Annotated in this window: 17 protein-coding genes; 13 read left to right on the top strand and 4 right to left on the bottom strand. The window is 64.0% G+C overall.

Annotated features, from left to right (window positions below; translation table 11 throughout):
- Complete coding sequence (gene hemP, locus EO136_RS11210) at positions 1 to 177, bottom strand: hemin uptake protein HemP (RefSeq protein ID WP_127144511.1); 177 nt, start codon at positions 175 to 177, stop codon at positions 1 to 3.
- A 242-nt stretch (positions 178 to 419) separates the two neighbouring features.
- On the opposite strand from hemP, the gene EO136_RS11205 reads away from it, so the two are divergent.
- The gene (locus EO136_RS11205) at positions 420 to 2663 is read left to right on the top strand and encodes a TonB-dependent receptor domain-containing protein (protein ID WP_127144510.1); all 2244 of its coding nucleotides are present in this window, start codon (positions 420 to 422) and stop codon (positions 2661 to 2663) included.
- Between the two features lie 73 nt (positions 2664 to 2736).
- Complete coding sequence (hmuQ, locus tag EO136_RS11200; RefSeq protein WP_127144509.1) at positions 2737 to 3054, top strand: heme-degrading protein HmuQ; 318 nt, start codon at positions 2737 to 2739, stop codon at positions 3052 to 3054.
- Between the two features lie 26 nt (positions 3055 to 3080).
- Here hmuQ and EO136_RS11195 read toward each other — a convergent pair whose 3' ends face one another.
- Positions 3081 to 3776 (bottom strand): GntR family transcriptional regulator, encoded by a 696-nt coding sequence (locus tag EO136_RS11195; protein WP_164730546.1) that lies wholly within the window; start codon positions 3774 to 3776, stop codon positions 3081 to 3083.
- Between the two features lie 111 nt (positions 3777 to 3887).
- Here EO136_RS11195 and EO136_RS11190 point away from each other — a divergent pair, with 111 nt between their 5' ends.
- The 8 genes from EO136_RS11190 to EO136_RS11155 all read left to right on the top strand — a co-directional run bounded on the left by EO136_RS11190 (position 3888) and on the right by EO136_RS11155 (position 11866).
- Positions 3888 to 5408 (top strand): aldehyde dehydrogenase family protein, encoded by a 1521-nt coding sequence (locus tag EO136_RS11190; protein ID WP_127144508.1) that lies wholly within the window; start codon positions 3888 to 3890, stop codon positions 5406 to 5408.
- A 103-nt stretch (positions 5409 to 5511) separates the two neighbouring features.
- Complete coding sequence (locus EO136_RS11185; RefSeq protein ID WP_127144507.1) at positions 5512 to 6468, top strand: sugar ABC transporter substrate-binding protein; 957 nt, start codon at positions 5512 to 5514, stop codon at positions 6466 to 6468.
- A gap of 59 nt (positions 6469 to 6527) precedes the next feature.
- Positions 6528 to 7544: an ABC transporter permease gene (locus tag EO136_RS11180; RefSeq protein WP_127144506.1), complete on the top strand. Its 1017-nt coding sequence runs from the start codon at positions 6528 to 6530 to the stop codon at positions 7542 to 7544.
- Positions 7544 to 8281: an ATP-binding cassette domain-containing protein gene (locus tag EO136_RS11175; protein WP_127144505.1), complete on the top strand. Its 738-nt coding sequence runs from the start codon at positions 7544 to 7546 to the stop codon at positions 8279 to 8281. The genes EO136_RS11180 and EO136_RS11175 overlap by 1 nt, the downstream gene beginning before the upstream one ends.
- A complete protein-coding gene (gene kduI / locus EO136_RS11170; protein ID WP_127144504.1) occupies positions 8278 to 9156 on the top strand; it encodes a 5-dehydro-4-deoxy-D-glucuronate isomerase in 879 nt (292 codons plus the stop codon). The genes EO136_RS11175 and kduI overlap by 4 nt, the downstream gene beginning before the upstream one ends.
- Positions 9153 to 9914, top strand: a complete 762-nt coding sequence (gene kduD, locus EO136_RS11165) for a 2-dehydro-3-deoxy-D-gluconate 5-dehydrogenase KduD (RefSeq protein ID WP_127144503.1) — start codon at positions 9153 to 9155, stop codon at positions 9912 to 9914. The genes kduI and kduD overlap by 4 nt, the downstream gene beginning before the upstream one ends.
- Before the next feature lie 16 nt (positions 9915 to 9930).
- Positions 9931 to 10290, top strand: coding sequence for a cupin domain-containing protein (locus EO136_RS11160; RefSeq protein WP_127144502.1), 360 nt, complete (start codon positions 9931 to 9933; stop codon positions 10288 to 10290).
- Positions 10291 to 10378: 88 nt separating this feature from the next.
- Positions 10379 to 11866: an FGGY-family carbohydrate kinase gene (locus tag EO136_RS11155; protein ID WP_127144501.1), complete on the top strand. Its 1488-nt coding sequence runs from the start codon at positions 10379 to 10381 to the stop codon at positions 11864 to 11866.
- Here the strand turns inward: EO136_RS11155 and EO136_RS11150 are convergent.
- The gene (locus tag EO136_RS11150) at positions 11863 to 12624 is read right to left on the bottom strand and encodes a creatininase family protein (RefSeq protein WP_127144500.1); all 762 of its coding nucleotides are present in this window, start codon (positions 12622 to 12624) and stop codon (positions 11863 to 11865) included. The genes EO136_RS11155 and EO136_RS11150 overlap by 4 nt on opposite strands.
- Positions 12614 to 13588 (bottom strand): phosphotriesterase family protein, encoded by a 975-nt coding sequence (locus tag EO136_RS11145; RefSeq protein ID WP_127144499.1) that lies wholly within the window; start codon positions 13586 to 13588, stop codon positions 12614 to 12616. Before EO136_RS11145 ends, EO136_RS11150 begins: the two co-directional genes overlap by 11 nt.
- 177 nt (positions 13589 to 13765) lie before the next feature.
- Between EO136_RS11145 and EO136_RS11140 the strand changes: the two genes are divergently transcribed.
- From EO136_RS11140 to rpe, 3 genes are all read left to right on the top strand, one after another.
- Positions 13766 to 14695, top strand: a complete 930-nt coding sequence (locus tag EO136_RS11140; RefSeq protein WP_127144498.1) for an amidohydrolase family protein — start codon at positions 13766 to 13768, stop codon at positions 14693 to 14695.
- Positions 14688 to 15965 carry a type III PLP-dependent enzyme domain-containing protein gene (locus tag EO136_RS11135; protein WP_127144497.1) on the top strand — a complete coding sequence of 426 codons (1278 nt, stop codon included), beginning with the start codon at positions 14688 to 14690 and terminating at the stop codon, positions 15963 to 15965. The genes EO136_RS11140 and EO136_RS11135 overlap by 8 nt, the downstream gene beginning before the upstream one ends.
- Before the next feature lie 229 nt (positions 15966 to 16194).
- On the top strand, positions 16195 to 16893 hold the full coding sequence (gene rpe / locus EO136_RS11130; protein ID WP_246018344.1) for a ribulose-phosphate 3-epimerase: 699 nt from the start codon (positions 16195 to 16197) through the stop codon (positions 16891 to 16893).
- The last annotated feature ends 71 nt before the right edge of the window (positions 16894 to 16964 follow it).

Genomic DNA, 16964 nt, shown 5'->3' with positions numbered 1-16964 from the left:
CTATTTGTTCAGTATCAGCTTGCCCTGGCGCGTGATGCGCAGCCGGTAGACCGTGCCGTCATGGTCAATGGCCACTTCGCGCGCCTGTCCGAACAGCTTGTGCGACGGGATGACGCCGGATCGGTCCGGTTCGGGCCGGGAAAGCGGCCTGTCGTCTGGGCGTGCGGTGTTCGTCATGAATGCGGAGTGTCCAAAGTGTCCGACGTGAACGTGTCCCGAAGCCTTGATATCGGGCGGGTCTTCGATAGCTGATCTTTGTAGTCAGGTTTATTTCCGAGTCAATAGTTGACTCTTTTCATCATATTTTATACTCGACGCTGCAAAGAGCGATTGCGGCGAGACCATGGCCGTGCGCTTTCATCCGCCAGCCAGCCCAAAGCCAGCCAGCATCGACGTTCATCCGTTCAAGGAGCAGTTCCATGCAGGTCCGCGCAGCCGCGACAGGCACTACACACATCATCAGCAGCGCGTCCCAAGGCCGGGTTCTGTCCGACCGCCTCGTGCGCGGCCTGCTTCTCGCCGGGGTCGCCTACGGCGCCATGTCCATGCCGGCCATTGCCCAGACCGACACGATGCTCGATTTCTGCGCGGGGGTGGAAGGCGAGGCCGATATGGCGCTTTGCGAGGCCGCCGAAACCAGTACGCTGCTCGACCAGCTTACCGTCATCAGCCGGACGGGCGACGCGCCCATCGATACTCTCGCCTCGGTCAGCAGGGTTGATGCCGAGGCTCTGGATCGGCGCATGCCCTCAACGCTCAACGACGTGTTCTTCGGTACCCCTGGGGTGAGCCTGCAGACGGATGCGCGGCGCGCCGGATCGGCGGCAAATGTGCGCGGACTGCAGGAATTCGGTCGGGTTCAGGTGATCGTCGACGGCGCGCGCCAGAACTTCAACCGCTCCGGCCATGGCACTGCCGCCATGGTGTTCGTAGATCCCAATCTGATCGAATCCGCTGAGGTTATTCGCGGCCCGGTGGCCAACACCTACGGGTCCGGCGCGATCGGCGGGGTGGTGATGTTCAACACCAAGAGCGCCGATACTTTCCTTTCGCCCTCAGAGCAGTATGCGCTCGAGACGTCGGTGAATTACGATTCCAATACGCGCGGCATCACCAGCAGCGCAACGGGCGCCGTGCGGTTGACCGAGGACGCCGGGGTTCTGGCCAGCCTTTCCTGGCGCCGGCACAACGAATACACCGGTGGTGACGGGGAAACCGTCGACGGGTCCGATTTCGAGGTTCTGGGCGGGCTCGTCAAGGCGACGGTTCGGCCGACAGAGTATAGCGAGCTCGACCTTTCATGGAACCGGACGCGCAATGACTGGACCGAGAGCAGCGGCGAGGCTGATATCGATTCGGTCCAGAACACCTTCTCGGGTCAGTTCGAAGTCACCGATCCGGGAAATGATCTGCTCGATCTGCATGTCAACGCCTCGATCAATGCGGTCGATCTGACCTCGACGACGCTGGTCGACCGCGACCAGTTCTCGTCTGACAATGGCCAGCCGATCACGATCCCGGCGGGTTCGGAGACGACATACGACCTGACGACTTATGCGCTGGACGTCTGGAACACGTCGCGGTTCTGGACGGGCCCGGTGAGCCATGAGTTGACCTATGGGGCCGACTGGGTGATGGACGACATGGTCACCACGTCTCCGGCCTCGAGCGGCAGCGATGTCTATACCCCTTCCGGCCAGCGCGCGCTGTGGGGCGCCCATGTCGAGAACAAGATGATCTACGACTGGCTCGAGGTGATCGGCGGGGTGAGGTTCGATTCCTACAGTCTTGAGAGTGAGAGCGAATCGGCATCGGGCACACGGCTTTCGCCCCGTCTGACCATCGGGGTATCCCCGTTTGCCGAAGGCCCGCTTTCGGGTTTCCAGGTGTATGGCACCTACGCGGAGGGCTATCGTTCGCCCTCGACGACCGAGACCCTGATGAGCGGGCTTCATCCCGAGGGGGCCGTGTTCCCCTTCCTGCCTAATCCGGGTCTCGTCCCCGAGATCGGCAAGACCTGGGAGCTGGGCTTCAACTACGCCTATGACGGGCTTTTCGATACCGAGGACAGCCTGAGGATCAAGGCTGCATATTTCAACAACACCATCACGGACTATATCGGGGGCACTTCTTTTCCTACGGGTGAAAACGGGTGCGATGCGACTCCGTCCGGCCCCATTTTCGCGCCCGGCGTCTTCCCGCCTCAGGTGATCGGGTATTATCCGGGAACCTGCTACCAGTACCAGAACTTTGCGTCCGCAGAGATCCACGGTGTGGAACTCGAAGCGCTTTATGATGCGGGGGACTGGTTCGCCGGGCTGAATGCCTCGTTCATCGATGGGCATACCATCGAAGACGGCGAGCGCGCGCCGCTTTTGACGGTGCCGACCGGACAGGTGACCGGAACAGCCGGGGTGCGGCTGCTCGACCGGAAGATGACCCTGGGTGGGGAAGTCCAGCAAAATTGGGCACCCGAGGGATCGGACATGGATGACTACACGGTGGTCAATCTCTTTGCGAGCTATGAGGCATCTGAGAATGTTGATCTGAATCTGCGGGTGGATAATCTGTTCGACACCACCTACGCCAATCCCCTCAGCGGGGATCCGGAGCTTTACGAGCCGGGCCTGAGCATCAAGGTCGGCGCGACCGTGCGCTGGTAGAGCGCGCCAATCTGACCAGTGCGGCGGGGCCTGTGGTTCTCGCCGCTTGTTCAAGTGAAGGGACAAGGGCCTCATGTTTGTTGCGATGAACCGCTTCAAGGTCAAACCCGACGCCACGACGGCGTTCGAGGAGATATGGAAATCGCGCGATTCCCGCCTGCACGAGATGAAGGGGTTCAGGGAATTCCACCTGCTGCGCGGACCCGAGCGTGAGGCGGAGGGCTACGTCCTTTATGCGTCGCACACGATCTGGGAGAGCCGGGAGGATTTCGAGGCGTGGACCAAATCCCAGAATTTCCGGGATGCGCACAAGAATGCCGGGAGCCAGGGCCGTGACATCTATGTCGGGCATCCCGAGTTCGAGGGATTCTCGGTGGTCGAAGGCGCATAGCGTTTCCAGGGAAAAGCTCTGGCGCACTACTCGAAGAGGTCGAGATTCTCGGCCTCGATCTGGGGCAGGTCTGAGAGGATGCCCGCCAGATGGGTTCGCATGGCCTCGACCGCCCGGTCGGGGTCGCGCGCGTCTATGGCGGCCAGAATGGCCTCGTGCTCGGCAATCAGCGCGGCCATGGAATCGGCCTTGCGGAGCTGCAGGTTGCACACACGGTCGATATGGGCCTTGATGTCGGCGATGACGCTCCAGGCCATGCCGCAGCCCGCGCCGGTTGCGATGGCCATGTGAAACTGTTCGTCCTCGCGGCGAAAGCGGGGGTAGTCCTGAGCGTCGCGCGCGGAGCGCTGGCGCGCGAGAATGCCGTCCAGCGTCGAGCGAATCCAGGGATCGAAGGTCGAGCAGGCGCGCCGGGCAACCGCGGTCTCGATGGCCTCGCGCACGAATCGGGCCTCGGTCATCTCCCGGGCTGAAATCTTGACCACCACGGTGCCGCGTTTGGGCTGGATCTGAACCAGCCTAGCCCGCGCCAGCGCTATGAGCGCTTCACGAACGGGCTGACGGGAAACGCCCAGCCGATCGGCAATTTCCTGCTCGGACAGCCGTGTGCCGGGCCGCAATTCGAGCCTGATGATTGCCTCGCGCAGGTCGCGTTCGACCTGGGAGGCAGTGCTTGTGCCCGGTTCGGCGGGCTTTTCCATGCGCATAATTTCGGCTGTCATGAATCTACCATACCACATTGACAGGCCCATACAACTACCATACCGTACCATACAACAGATGCGGAGAGAGCGTCTGAGATCAAGGTTCAGGGAGGGCAAAGCCCGAAGCGCATGAGTTCACCAGCCAATTTCATCACTCCCCAGCTTGCCGATCCCCGCCTCTCAACGAAGCGGGACTATCAGATGCTGATCGGCGGCAAGTCGGTCGAGGCGCAGTCGGGAAAGCGGATCGAGCGCGGAAGCCCGGGCCATTCCGGTGCGATCGTGGGGTCTTGGCCCCAAGCGTCGGCAGATGATGTGTGTCTGGCGATCGGCGCTGCGCGCGAGGCTTTCGATGTCGGTCCCTGGCCACGCCTGTCCGGCGCCGAGCGCTCAGCGATCCTTTATCGGATCGCCGAGCTGATCGAGGCGCGGGTGGAGGACCTCGCGATTGCCGAGTGTCTCGAAGTCGGCAAGCCTATTGCGCAGGCGCGGGGCGAGATCGGGTATTGCGCGGATATGTGGAGATATGCGGCGGGCCAGGCCCGGGCGCTCGAAGGGCAGGCCCACAATGCGATCGGCGATGACCGCCTGGGACTGGTGCTGCGCGAGGCCGTCGGAGTCGTCGGGATCATCACGCCGTGGAATTTCCCCTTCATTATCGCCTCCGAGCGCGTGCCCTGGTCGATCGGGGTCGGCTGCACGGTGGTGCTCAAGCCTTCCGAGCTGACCTCTGGCACATCGGTGATGATGGCCGAAATCGCGCGGGACGCGGGGCTCCCGGACGGGGTGTTCAATGTAGTGACGGGGTATGGCGATCCCGCGGGCCAGACGCTGGCGGAGGATCCGGGAACGGACATGGTGGCGTTCACCGGGTCGGTGCGCGTGGGCACCAGGATCGGCGAGATCGCCGCGCGGCAGGTCAAGCGCGTGGGGCTGGAGCTCGGCGGCAAGGGGCCACAGGTGGTCTTTGCCGATGCCGATCTCGATGCGGCGGCCGACGGCATTGCCTATGGCGTCTATCACAATGCCGGGCAGTGCTGCATTTCGGGCAGCCGGCTGATCGTGCACGAGGACATCCGCGACGAACTGCTCGCGCGGGTTATCGATATCTCCCGGAAAGTGACGTTCGGCGATCCGCTCAATGAAACAACCAAGATCGGGGCCATGATCTCGCGGGCTCATCTCGACAAGGTCGACGGCTATGTGAAGTCGGGTCGCGACGCGGGCGCCGAGGTGATGATCGGGGGGAATGCGGAGGCGGCTGACGGGCTCTATTATGCACCCACCGTTTTCACCGGGGTGCGGCCCGATATGGCGATCGCGCGCGAAGAGATCTTCGGGCCGGTGCTCTCGACGATCGGATTCCGGACCGCCGACGAGGCGGTGGCGCTGGCCAATGATTCCGAATACGGGCTTTCGGCCAGCGTCTGGTCGCGTGATCTCGAAAACGCCATGCAGACCATTCGCCGCGTGCGGGCGGGCCGGTGCTGGGTCAACAGCGTGATCGACGGCACGCCCGAGCTGCCCATCGGCGGTTACAAAAAGAGTGGCGTCGGGCGTGAGCTCGGGCGCTACGGGTTCGACGAATATTCGCAGTTCAAGGGAATCCACGTGACTTTCGGCGCACCGCCGCGCTGGTTCACGGGCTGATCCACCAGTCCTTGAGGAGGATTTTTGGCCTGCCGGCGCGAGGGCGCACGGCCGGAAGAGGGAAGTTTTACGTCGTTTGACAAGCCAATGGGAGGAAACCGGTATGTCGAACTCTATAGTGAAGGCCGTGGCTTTGGGAGCAATGGGGGCATCGCTGATGGCCTCGACGGCACTGGCCCAGGATGATCCGGTCACCGCGACCATGATCATCTATCTCGATCCGTCCGTTCAGTTCTTCAACCCGGTCGTCCGGGGGGCAGAGGACGCGGCCGAGCATTTCGGGGTCGATCTCGACGTTCAGTATGCCAACAACGATCCGGTCCGGCAGAACGACCTGATCGAGGCGGCCACGGCTGCAGGCGTGGATGGAATCGCTGTCGCGATTTCAAGCTCGGACGCCTTCGACGACAGCATCTGCGCCGCCGTCGAGCAGGGGATCATCGTCATCGGGTTCAACAATGACGACCTCGAGGGCGCGGACGGCAATTGCCGTCAGGCCTATGTGGGCATGGACGAGCGCGCTTCGGGCTATGAGCTGGGCATGCGCATGATCGAGGAGTTCGGGCTCGAGGAAGGCGACGTGGTCTTCAACCCGCGTGAAATCCCCGAGGCGAGCTTCGCGGTGGCCCGGGGTGGCGGCATTGAAGATGCCATGAGCGAGCATGGAATCACCGTGGAAACTGTGCGTGCAGGGCTCGATCCGGCCGAAGCCCAGAACATCATGACCCAGTTCCTGATCGCCAACCCGGACGTCAAGGCCGTGTTCGGAACAGGCTCGGTGACCTCCACGGTCGGCGCTGCAGCGATCCGGGACGCGGAGATCGACGTGCCCTTCGGCGGGTTCGATCTCGCGGTCGAGATCGCCAATGCGGTGGAATCGGGTGCCATGTTCGCGACCATGGACCAGCAGCCCTATTTGCAGGGCTACTACCCCATCGCCCAGATCGCCATGGCGGTGCGCTACGGCATGACGCCTACGGACGTGGATACCGGGCAGGGCGCGTTCCTCGACCAGTCCCGGATCAGCGACATCATCGACCTCGTCGGCACCTACCGCTGACCGATCGGCGGCCTCCGGCAGGCGCCGGGGGCCGCGCGCCAATCGCGAGGACATGCGACATGACCACTACAGCCGAAGGTGCAATCGCGCCACCACGACACACGCCGCGCCTCTTGTTCCGGCAATTGCTCGCCCACCCGGCGGGTTCGATCCTGTTGGTCTTCGTGATCCTTCAGGTCGCCTGCATCACCTGGGCGCTGCTGCACCCGGATGATTTCCGGTATCTCTCGCCCCAGAACCTGGCCATCCTGATGCGCGCCATTCCGGTGCTCGGGTGCCTGGCGCTGGGGGTGGGTGTTCTCATGATCGCGGGCGAGTTCGACCTGTCGGTCGGCTCGGTCTATGCGCTCACCGCCATCGTGATGGCGGTCCAGGTGGACGCGGGCATGAGCGCGTTCATCGCCGCCCCGCTGGCCATCGCCATCGGGCTGGGGATCGGCGTCCTCAATGGCCTGATCACTCTGAAGTTCGGCCTGCCTTCGTTCATCGTGACCCTCGGAGGGCTGATGTTCTGGCGCGGGGCGGTGCTGCTCTATAATGGCGCGGTGCAGGTCCGGTTCGATCCCGAACCCGCATTCACCGGGCTGTTCGCCGGCACGCTCTTCGGGCTCAACGCCGCGTTCCTGTGGTTCCTGGCGCTGGTCTTTGCGTTCTACCTGCTGATGCACCGGCACAAGTTCGGAAACCATGTCTTTGCCACAGGTGGCAATCGTCCGGCGGCGACCGCGATCGGGATCAACACCGGACGGGTCAAGATCATCGCCTTTGCCATCGCCGGGGGCATGGCGGCGTTTGCAGGCATTCTCGCGACGGCCCGGGTGGGCAGCGTGCAGCCCGGACAGGGCACGGGGCTCGAGCTCCAGGCAATCGCGGCCTGCGTCATCGGCGGCCTCTCGCTCCATGGCGGTCGCGGCTCGGTGATCGGCATCTTCCTGGGTGCCATGATGATCCACACCATCACCAACGTGCTTTTGCTGCTTCGGGCGCCGGGCTTTTACCTCGAGATGTTCATCGCGATGCTGATCGTAGGCGCGGCCATTCTCAACCAGTTCATCGAACGCAAGGGGACAGCCTGATGGTCGATACGCCAATTCTCGAACTGCACGGTGTGACCAAGCGCTTCGGCCCGCTCACCGCGCTCAAGGATCTCAGCTTCCATATCGGGGAAGGCGAGGTGATCGGGCTTCTGGGTGACAATGGCGCGGGCAAGTCCACAACCGTCAACCTGATCTCGGGCATCCACAAGCCCTCGTCCGGGCACCTGTCGGTGGACGGACAGCAGACCATGTTCACCTGCCGCAGCGATTCCGCGGATGCGGGTATCGAGACCATCTACCAGAACACGGCGCTCGTGGATTCGCTCTCGATCACGCGCAACATCTTCATGGGGCGCGAGATCACCAATGGCCTGGGATTTCTCAAGCAGGGCGAAATGCGCGAGATCGCCATGGAGGTACTCAAATCCGCCGTCCATATCTCGGGCATCGATTCCCCCGACAAGCTGGTGGGCGAGTTGTCGGGTGGCCAGAAGCAGGCGGTCGCGATTGCCCGGGCGGTGCATTTCAAGCGCCGGGTCCTGCTGCTGGACGAGCCGACCTCCGCGCTCTCGGTGCGCGAAACCGAAGCCCTGCTCAATCAGGTCCTCAGGCTCAAGGCCGGGAACGTCTCAAGCGTTCTGGTCACCCACAACATCTACCATGCCTATCAGGTCTGCGACCGGTTCGTGATCATGAGCCACGGCACCAAGGTGTTCGACGTCGCCAAGGAGGACACCTCCATCACCCAACTCACCGAATATGTGGTTCTGACATGACGCACCAATCCCCCCGCCTCACAGAGGCCTCCGCTACGACCCGCTATACCTCGCGCCATGCCGTCGATCCGCGGACGGCCGCTGCCATGGGGACCGAGGAATTGCGCGCCAACTTCCTGATTCCGGACCTTTTTGACCCCGGCCGGATGGTGCTCACCTATACCCATTACGACCGCATGATCGTGGGGGGGTGCATCCCGCTCGCCGATGCTCTCCCGCTCGAGGCGATCACGCCTACCGGCACCAAGCGGTTTCTCGACCGGCGGGAACTGATCGCGATCAATATCGGCGGGGAGGGCACGATCACCGCCGATGGCGAGGTGTTTTCAACGGGCACACGCGACATGGTCTATCTCGGGCAGGGGACGGGGACCGTCGCCTTTGCGTCAAGCGATGCCAAAGAGCCGGCGCGGTTCTATATCGTCTCGGCGGCCGCTCATGCGCCCCATCCGGCGCGGCTGATCCGGATCGGGGACGCAAAGCGGGTGGATCTGGGCGACAAGGGAAATTGCAACGAGCGCTCGATCTTCCAGTTCATCCACCCCGAAGGGGTCCAGACCTGCCAGCTCGTCGTGGGCATGACCGAGCTTGCGCCCGGGTCGATCTGGAACACCATGCCCTGCCATATCCATGAACGGCGCATGGAGGCCTATCTCTATTTCGACCTGGACAAGGATGCACGGGTGATCCACCTGATGGGCCCCCCCGACGAGACGCGCCACATGGTGGTCGCCGACCAGCAGGCGGTGCTCTCCCCGCCCTGGTCGATCCATTCGGGCGCCGGCACGGCCAGCTACACCTTCATCTGGGCGATGGCGGGCGACAATGTGGACTACACCGATGTCGACAAGATCGAGATCGGGGATCTTCGGTGACCGATCTATCCGCCTTTTCGCTGGAGGGGCGCCGGGTGCTGGTGTCCGGGGCGAATACCGGGATTGGCCAGGGCATCGCGCTGGCGATCGGGCGGGCCGGCGGGCAGGTGATCGGCGTGGGCCGGTCGGACATGGACGATACGGTTGCGGGTATGGCCGGGATCGGCGGCTCGTTTGTCCCCGTGCGCTGCGATCTGGCCGATCCCGATGCGGCAGGGCAGATGCTGGCCGATATCTGGGCCGACGCGCCGCTGGACGGGCTGGTCAACAATGCAGGGATCATCCGCCGGGCCGACGCGGTGGCGTTCACCGAGGCGGACTGGGACGATGTGATGGACATCAACCTCAAATCGCTGTTCTTTCTCTCCCAGGGGTTCGCGCGCCGGGCGATGGAAGAGGGCCGGGCCGCGCGGATCGTCAACATCGCCTCGATGCTCTCGTTCCAGGGCGGAATAAGGGTTGCCTCCTATACGGCATCCAAGCATGGGGTGCTGGGGCTGACCCGTCTTATGGCCTGCGAATGGGCGGCCCGTGGGATTAACGTCAACGCGGTGGCTCCGGGCTATATCGAAACCAACAACACCGCCGCGCTGCGCGCCGATGCCACTAGAAGCGCGGCGATCCTCGACCGCATACCGGCGGGGCGGTGGGGCCAGCCGGACGATATCGGAGAGGCCACGGTTTTTCTCTTATCGCGGGCCTCGCGATACATGCACGGGGCCGTCGTGCCGGTGGACGGAGGCTGGCTGGCGCGATGAGCAAAGGAAAGTGGACATGACAGACCAAAACAAGCTGTTCGCCGAGCCGGGCGAGGGGGATTGGGTCACGACGCCGGACGGCAACAAGCGCCGGATCGTCCTCCATACGCCCGAATTGATGGTGGTCGAATTCGCCTTCGAGCCCGGCGCTGTGGGTGATGCCCATTCCCACCCGCACGTGCAGGCAAGCTATGTGGCCCATGGCCGGTTCGAGGTGACGATCGGGGATGCAACCCGCTCCATAGGCGCGGGCGGCTCGTTCATCGTGCCTTCGGGAGTGACCCATGGGGTCAAGGCGCTCGAGACGGGCCGGCTGGTCGACAGCTTCACCCCGGCGCGCGAGGATTTCCTCGCAGCCGATCGGAAGGCCGACTGAAAAAGTGCCGCTGCGGCCATTGTGAAGCCCGGGACGATGATGGCAAAGTCGCGCCGTTCAATGTGCGGTTTTGCAGGAATTTGTCGCTTTGTATCTCGGGCTCGATATCGGAACCTCGCTCATCAAGGCGGCTCTGTTTGACACCGACGGGCGGGAAGTCGCCGTCGTCGAGCGGCGCATGGCGCAACAGGAGCTTCCCATCGGATGGTCCGAGCAGGAGCCCGAGGCCCTGTGGCGCGCGGTCTGTGCGGTGCTCCGGGAGATCTCGCGGGATGGCCGGACGGGTGCCATACGCGGCCTCGGGATCACGGGGGTGATGGTGGGCGCCTGTGTGCTCGATGGTGCCCACACCCCGCTCACGCCCATCATTTTGTGGAACGACGCGCGGGCACAGCCGCTGGTGGATGGCATGGTGCGGGCAAATCCGTCGCTGATTTCCGATATCTTTGCGCTGTCGGGATCGGTGATGCAGATGGGGTGCACATTGCCCGTCCTGGCCTGGCTCAAATCCGAGCGTCCAGAAGTTTTCGAGCCCGCGCGCCACGTGGTGTGCCTCAAGGACTATGTCCGGCTTCGGCTGACCGGCGAGGTCGCGACCGACGAGAGCGAGGCCGCGACCGCGCCGGGCAATGCGCGCACCCGAACCTATGACAAGGCGCAGGCCGAGCGGCTCGGGGTCGGGAATCTGTTCGAGCTGCTCCCACCCGTGCGCACCGGCGAGACGTTAGCGGGCAGGATCACGGCCCATGCGGCCGAGGCGACGGGGCTGGCGGCGGGCCTTCCGGTCGCGATCGGGACCGGCGATGTCAGCGCGGCGGTGGTGGGCGTGGGAGCAACCGAGCCGGGGCAGGCGGTGAGCATTCTGGGCACCACGTGCCTTAATGGCCTCGTCTTCGATCATCCGGTCTTCGAGCCACGGGACCAGGGATTGCTATTTCCCGTGCCCGGCGGGCGCTGGCTCAAGACGCTGGTCAATGTGGCGGGCACGACCACGCTGGACTGGACGCTGGAGACGCTTGCCCCCGACTTCAAGGCATCTGCGGACCCGTATGTTGCGCTCGGCGCTCTGGCGGCAGAGGCGGATCCGGGGGCGGGTGGGGTGCTGTTCGTGCCCTATCTTTCCGCTTCGGGGGTGATTGCGCCGCGAATTGCGCCGGGCGCGCGGGCAGGGTTCAGCGGGCTCGCGCCCCAGCACGGACGGGCCGAGATGGTGCGGGCCGTCTATGAAGGCGTCGCCTATGCGATCCGGCATTGCTTTGCCGCCATGGGGGCGCAGCCGCACGTGATCCGGCTGGCCGGAGGCGGTGCCAAGAGCCCCTTGTGGTCCCAGATGATCGCCGATGTGTGCGCCAGGCCGGTCGAGATCGCGCAAGGCACCCAGTTCGGGGCCAAGGGGGCAGCGCTTTGCGCCGCGGTCGCCATTGGCGATCATGACGATATCGAGCAGGCGAGCCGGGCGGCGTTCACCCTCCAGCGCCGTTTCGAGCCGGACCCGGCCAGAGGCAGCATCCACGATGCGGGCTTTGCGCGTTATCTCGCGGCCAGTGAAGCGGCGCTGGTTCTTGGCGCGGATTAGTCCCGAACAGACCTGGCGTGCAGCGTGCGGGCGAGGGCGACCATGCGGTCGAGCACCGGCTCGATGATCCGGCGGCCTTTTTCGGCGCTGGCCGCGGTTGGATCGCCGAGCACGGGACTGTCCGAGAACTCGGTCCAGCGATAGGGCAGAACACTGAAATCCTCGGGGAACTCCGGGTAGTTGGCCTTTGCGGCGTCCATCGTGACCATTTCGGGCGCGAGATGCAGAGCGAACGAGGTTTCGATCTCGCAGGCGTGGACGTATCCGGCGCGGGCCTCCGGGGTCTCGCGGACGGCGCGGGCGTGGGCCTCAAATCCCGGATAAAAGAAATTCGCGAGCGGGAAGCCCTCTTCCTTGAGCCGCCGCTGGGCGGTGCGAATGGGTTCGGCATTGCCCAGATGCGCGTTTACCACGATCATTGCGGGGATTTTCTTGGCCCGCGCGCCACGGGCAATCTCGGTGATTGCCGTCGCGAGCGTTTCGGCGCCGATGCCGAACGAGCCGGGCGCGTCGCCGAGCGAAAAGATTTGCCCGAACGGCAGGCAGGGAAGGGCCAGAGCCGGCACCTCACCCTCGAGCCGGGCCATAAACGCCTCGGTCATGCGTTCGGCCAAGAGGGTGTCCGTGCCCGCGGGCAGGTGCTCGCCATGGCTTTCCACGGCGCCGAGGGGAAGGATAAGCAAAGGGCGCTCGGCGAGCGCTTCAACGATCGCGCTGTCGGCCATGGATCGGATGAAGGGGGTGCGGTCAGCTGGCAAAGGCGAAAGCCCTTTTCGGGTTCTCGATCATGAAGGTGTCGATCAGCGCCTTGCCGTCAAACCCGGCTTCTCCGGCCTCTTCGACGAAACGCGGGACCCAGGAGCGCAGGATGTAGTCGAGCCCCAGCCCGCCCTCGCCATAATGACGGTACATGGTGCGCCGGGCGATGTCGCCCCCGATCAGGATCTGGTCCTCGTGGCCATGGCGTACGAGGTTGAGGATGCATTCGATCAGCACGCTCTCGGGGTGGTATTTGATGCGGCTGATCCCGTCAAAGCACAGGAACGATCCGCGCTCGGCAGCCTTTCTGTGCAACCATGGGTCGGGATTGCGGTCCACATGGGCAATGGTCAGCCGTGAGGGATCGATGCCCTCCTCGGCGAGGACATCGAGCTGCTCGAGAATGAGCGTGCCCAGCTCGGTGTGGCTGTGGAGCGGGCAGCCGGTTTCCTTGTGGGCATCGAGCACCGCGCGCATCACCTTGTCCTCGGAGGGCGAAATGGTGTTGTAGCCCGTGCCGAACTTGGCGACCCCGCCCTTGAGACCAGTGCCGTCTATTCCCTGGGTCAACTCGGTGACCACATGGTCGCGCAACTGGGCGCGGTCGCGCGCGTCGATCCATTGCTGGATGGTCTGGCCGGTATCGCCCATCTGACCGGGCCACATCACGGCCTTGTTGAACCCCGCAGTGGCGATGATTTTGATGCCGCCGCGCTCGGACAGCGTGCGCAGAGCTGTGACGTCGCGACCGTAATCGATCGCGGTGGCGTCATAGACCGCCTCGCCGCCGGCCTTCACGAAATCGGCGATATCGGCCAGCGAGGCCTCGATATCGTCGATCATGAAGTCGGCGATTCCCTTCTCTTTCCAGAGCTGGGGAACGCAAAAAAGGTGATCGTGGGCGTAGGTGCGCCCCAACTCGTCCGGCGCGATATCGCCGGTCAGTGTCCTGATGAAGCCCATGGTCGGCGTCTGTCCTCGGCTTGAGTGGGTGATCGGCCGGACTGTGCAGCACTGGCTTGGCAACACTAGCTTGCGTGATCCGTGTCCGCTAGCGTAACAATATGAACAAATTCGAACAAGAAGCCAATTGCCTGCGCACGCCGGCGTCGCCCATCACTGTATTTCAGGGAGTTCTCCATGGCCTCCAGCCCTTATGACGGACCCGTCATCGATTCGCATCACCACCTCTGGGATCTGGACATGGGCCGGCACCCCTGGCTGCAGGGCCGCACGCCCGATGGGGCGAATCGTGCCGAGATCGACCCGCTGGAGCGCAGCTTTCTGGTCGAGGATTATCTGGCCGCGGCACAGGGGCAGGGGATCGAGGCGACCATCCATATCGAGGCGAGCTGGGATCCCGGGACGCGGGCCGAGGAAACACAATGGCTCGATACGCTCGAGAGGAGCGTGGTGGCCAGGTGGCACGTCTTCGGGCTGGATCTATCGGCTCCCGACGCGGCGGATGCCTTTGCACGCGAAGCGGCGCATCCGCGCGCCGTAGGCCTGCGCGATATCGTGAGCTGGCATCCCGACCCGCGCAAGAGCTTCGTTGCCAAGGAGGGGCGGATGTCCGATCCGGCCTGGCGGGCGGGGCTTGATTGCCTGCGCGGCACGGGGATCGTGTTCGAGATCCTGATGGCCCCCTGGCAGATGCGTGAGGCGTACGAGCTGGCGAGCGATTACCCGGACATCCAGTTCGTCATCAATCACTGTGGAAGTCCGATGGATCGCAGCGAGGAGGGGCTGGCGCTCTGGCGCATGGGCCTGCAATTGCTCGGGCGAGCCCAGAACGTTGCGCTCAAGGTCTCCAATCCGTTCGCCTATGACCACGACTGGACTGTGGACAGCCTGCGCCCTATCGTCGATCACTGCCTTGGGTGTTTCGGGCACGACAGGGTGCTGTTCGGAACCGATTTTCCGGTGGCCGGGCGGCAGGCATCCTACGGCGGCATGATGGATGCCTTCCGGACGCTGACGGCGGACCTGCCTGCAGACGATCAGCGCAAGTATTTTTATGACAACGCACGCCGTATTTACCGGCTGGACGAGGAGCGGGCCAATGGCTGAACCTGAAACGATATTCGATGCCCGGTTTCGGGGCTTTCCGCCAGGGATGACGTCTGCCGACGCCAGCGAATTGGGAGGCATGCACCTGCGGCCGCAGGACGGGAGGATGAGCCTTCCGCTGCTCTCGCTGGATCGGGGCGCCTTCACACGAAACTCGCAGACGCTGATCGGTCATCTCAACGCCCATGGCGCGCTGCTGGCGCCCCATGCCAAGACCCCGATGGTGCCCGAACTGGCGCGGCGGCTGGTCGATGCCGGTGCATGGGGTGCGTCGGTCGCCGATATTCGGCAGGCCGGGGTACTGGCCGATGCCGGCCATAAACGGTTGATCATTGCCAATCAGGTGGGCGGTATGGCGGCCGCGCGGCGTCTGGCAGCCCGGTTCGCGGGGCGCCAGGAGATGGAACTGCACGTTTTCGTCGATTCCATCGAGGCGGTTTCCGCGCTGCGGAATGCCTGGGACGACCGGTCCGACCTGCCGCTTCTGGGGCTCCTGATCGAGGTGGGAGGCGCCCGTGCCGGGTTGCGCGACACCGCTGGCGCCACTGCCGTGCTCGATCACGCGCTGGCCGCAGAGCGCAGCGGGGTCTACGTCTCGGGCTCGGCCGCCTATGAAGGCGCCGTGGCCTCGGGGACCCCGGAGGTTGCCGGGCGCCGGGTCGACGAGCTGCTGGATCGGTTGGCTGGTTTGCATGCTGCGGTGCGCGAAAAGGTCGGGCCCGGGCGCGAGCTCATCGTCACGGCAGGCGGCTCGGCATGGTTCGATCGGGTGCTCGCGCGCCTCGGGGATTTGGCGCATGCCCCCCAGACCAAGCTGATTTTGCGCAGCGGTGCGATCTTTTTCTCCGATCACGGCGTTTATGAGCGGGCTCTGGAGCAGATGGCCAAGCGCTCCGCACATCCCGAGGGACGGTTCGCCCCGGCCTTGCGCGTGTGGGCGGAGGTGCTCTCGACGCCAGAGACGGGCCTCGTGATCTGCGGCATGGGAATACGGGACGTCTCGAGCGACATCGATCTGCCCATCCCGCTTGCCATCTGGCGCGATGGAAAACTAATTGCCGAAGACCCGAACGCCAAGGTGGTTAAGCTCAACGACCAGCACGCCTTTCTCGAGGTGAGCAAGGCTGCCGGAGACCGGCTGTTCCGGGTCGGGGACGTCATAGAGTTCGGCATCTCCCATCCGTGCACCTGTATTGATCGGCACGGGGTGATCTGGGAAGTCGATGACAGCGGCGCCGCGGTCGGCGTGCTACGCACCATGTTCGGCTGATCGAACATTTTTTGTGCCAGGGAGCCTAGCGTTCCGAGTGAGCCGTCACGGTCGCGCGCCGTGGCGGCTTTTTGTTTGGCCGGTCATTGATGCAATTGGCTGCCGTCATATCCGAAATTGTGAATTTCGTTCGTATGTGTTGTCTTTTGATACGAAGGTTGCTTATTTGTTGAAGAGGCAAGTCAAAGCGCGCCAGCCGAAAATCGTGCGCGCCAGAAGGAGGCAGCCGGTGAACGCAGGCCATGAGATCACGCGTGAGTCCGGTGCCCGGATTTACGGTACGCCGAAGGTGGCGGTATCGGTCCTCACCGCCGATCTCGCGCGACTGGGCGAGGAGGTCGCGGCGGTCACCCAAGCGGGATCCGACTGGCTGCATCTGGACGTCATGGATGGCGTGTTCGTTCCCGCAATCAGCTTTGGCGCGGAAATGGTCACGCGGCTTTGCGGCTTCAGCGCCGCCGAGATCGATGTTCATCTGATGGTCGCAGATCCTGCTGGATGCATTGAGGCCTATGCGCGCGCGGGCGCTCAAAGGATCACGGTCCACGCCGAGGCTCATGTCCATCTGCACAGGACGCTTGCGGCGATCCGTGCTGCCGGATGCAAGGCGGGGGTGGCGCTCAATCCTGCTTCTCCCGCTTCGGCAATCGAGTGCGTTCTCGACGATATAGATCAGGTGCTCATCATGAGCGTTGATCCCGGCTATGGCGGGCAGGTCTTTCTCCCGGGCTCCATAGCCAAGGTGGCGCGGGCGCGTGCCATGCTCGGGAAGCGCGACGTGCGGGTCGTGGTCGATGGTGGCGTGAATGCGCGCAACGCGCCCGAACTCGCCGCCGCAGGCGCGGACGTGCTCGTGGCAGGATCAGCAGTGTTCCAGGGCCCCGGCGCGGGTTATCGCGAAAATATTGCGCTGCTCAAGTCGGTTTGATGGTGACACGTCGCGCAAAGAAATGATAGTTTTTGTTTGGTTTTGAATTTACGTGTGAAGTGGGCTGCGGT

Origin of the sequence: Pelagibacterium montanilacus, assembly GCF_003992665.1 — a bacterium.
Lineage (GTDB): Bacteria > Pseudomonadota > Alphaproteobacteria > Rhizobiales > Devosiaceae > Pelagibacterium > Pelagibacterium montanilacus.
Note: the sequence above shows the minus strand (reverse complement) of the source record. Positions and strands in the feature narration are given on the sequence as shown.

Excerpts from the sequence above, each read along its gene's own strand:
- EO136_RS11160 (WP_127144502.1), top strand. The coding sequence starts at position 9,931 with ATGACAGACCAAAACAAGCTGTTCGCCGAGCCGGGCGAGGGGGATTGG.
- kduI (WP_127144504.1), top strand. The coding sequence starts at position 8,278 with ATGACGCACCAATCCCCCCGCCTCACAGAGGCCTCCGCTACGACCCGC.
- EO136_RS11180 (WP_127144506.1), top strand. The coding sequence starts at position 6,528 with ATGACCACTACAGCCGAAGGTGCAATCGCGCCACCACGACACACGCCG.
- EO136_RS11185 (WP_127144507.1), top strand. The coding sequence starts at position 5,512 with ATGTCGAACTCTATAGTGAAGGCCGTGGCTTTGGGAGCAATGGGGGCA.
- EO136_RS11175 (WP_127144505.1), top strand. The coding sequence starts at position 7,544 with ATGGTCGATACGCCAATTCTCGAACTGCACGGTGTGACCAAGCGCTTC.
- hemP (WP_127144511.1), bottom strand. The coding sequence starts at position 177 with ATGACGAACACCGCACGCCCAGACGACAGGCCGCTTTCCCGGCCCGAA.
- EO136_RS11190 (WP_127144508.1), top strand. The coding sequence starts at position 3,888 with ATGAGTTCACCAGCCAATTTCATCACTCCCCAGCTTGCCGATCCCCGC.
- EO136_RS11135 (WP_127144497.1), top strand. The coding sequence starts at position 14,688 with ATGGCTGAACCTGAAACGATATTCGATGCCCGGTTTCGGGGCTTTCCG.
- EO136_RS11145 (WP_127144499.1), bottom strand. The coding sequence starts at position 13,588 with ATGGGCTTCATCAGGACACTGACCGGCGATATCGCGCCGGACGAGTTG.
- hmuQ (WP_127144509.1), top strand. The coding sequence starts at position 2,737 with ATGTTTGTTGCGATGAACCGCTTCAAGGTCAAACCCGACGCCACGACG.
- EO136_RS11195 (WP_164730546.1), bottom strand. The coding sequence starts at position 3,776 with ATGACAGCCGAAATTATGCGCATGGAAAAGCCCGCCGAACCGGGCACA.
- EO136_RS11205 (WP_127144510.1), top strand. The coding sequence starts at position 420 with ATGCAGGTCCGCGCAGCCGCGACAGGCACTACACACATCATCAGCAGC.
- EO136_RS11140 (WP_127144498.1), top strand. The coding sequence starts at position 13,766 with ATGGCCTCCAGCCCTTATGACGGACCCGTCATCGATTCGCATCACCAC.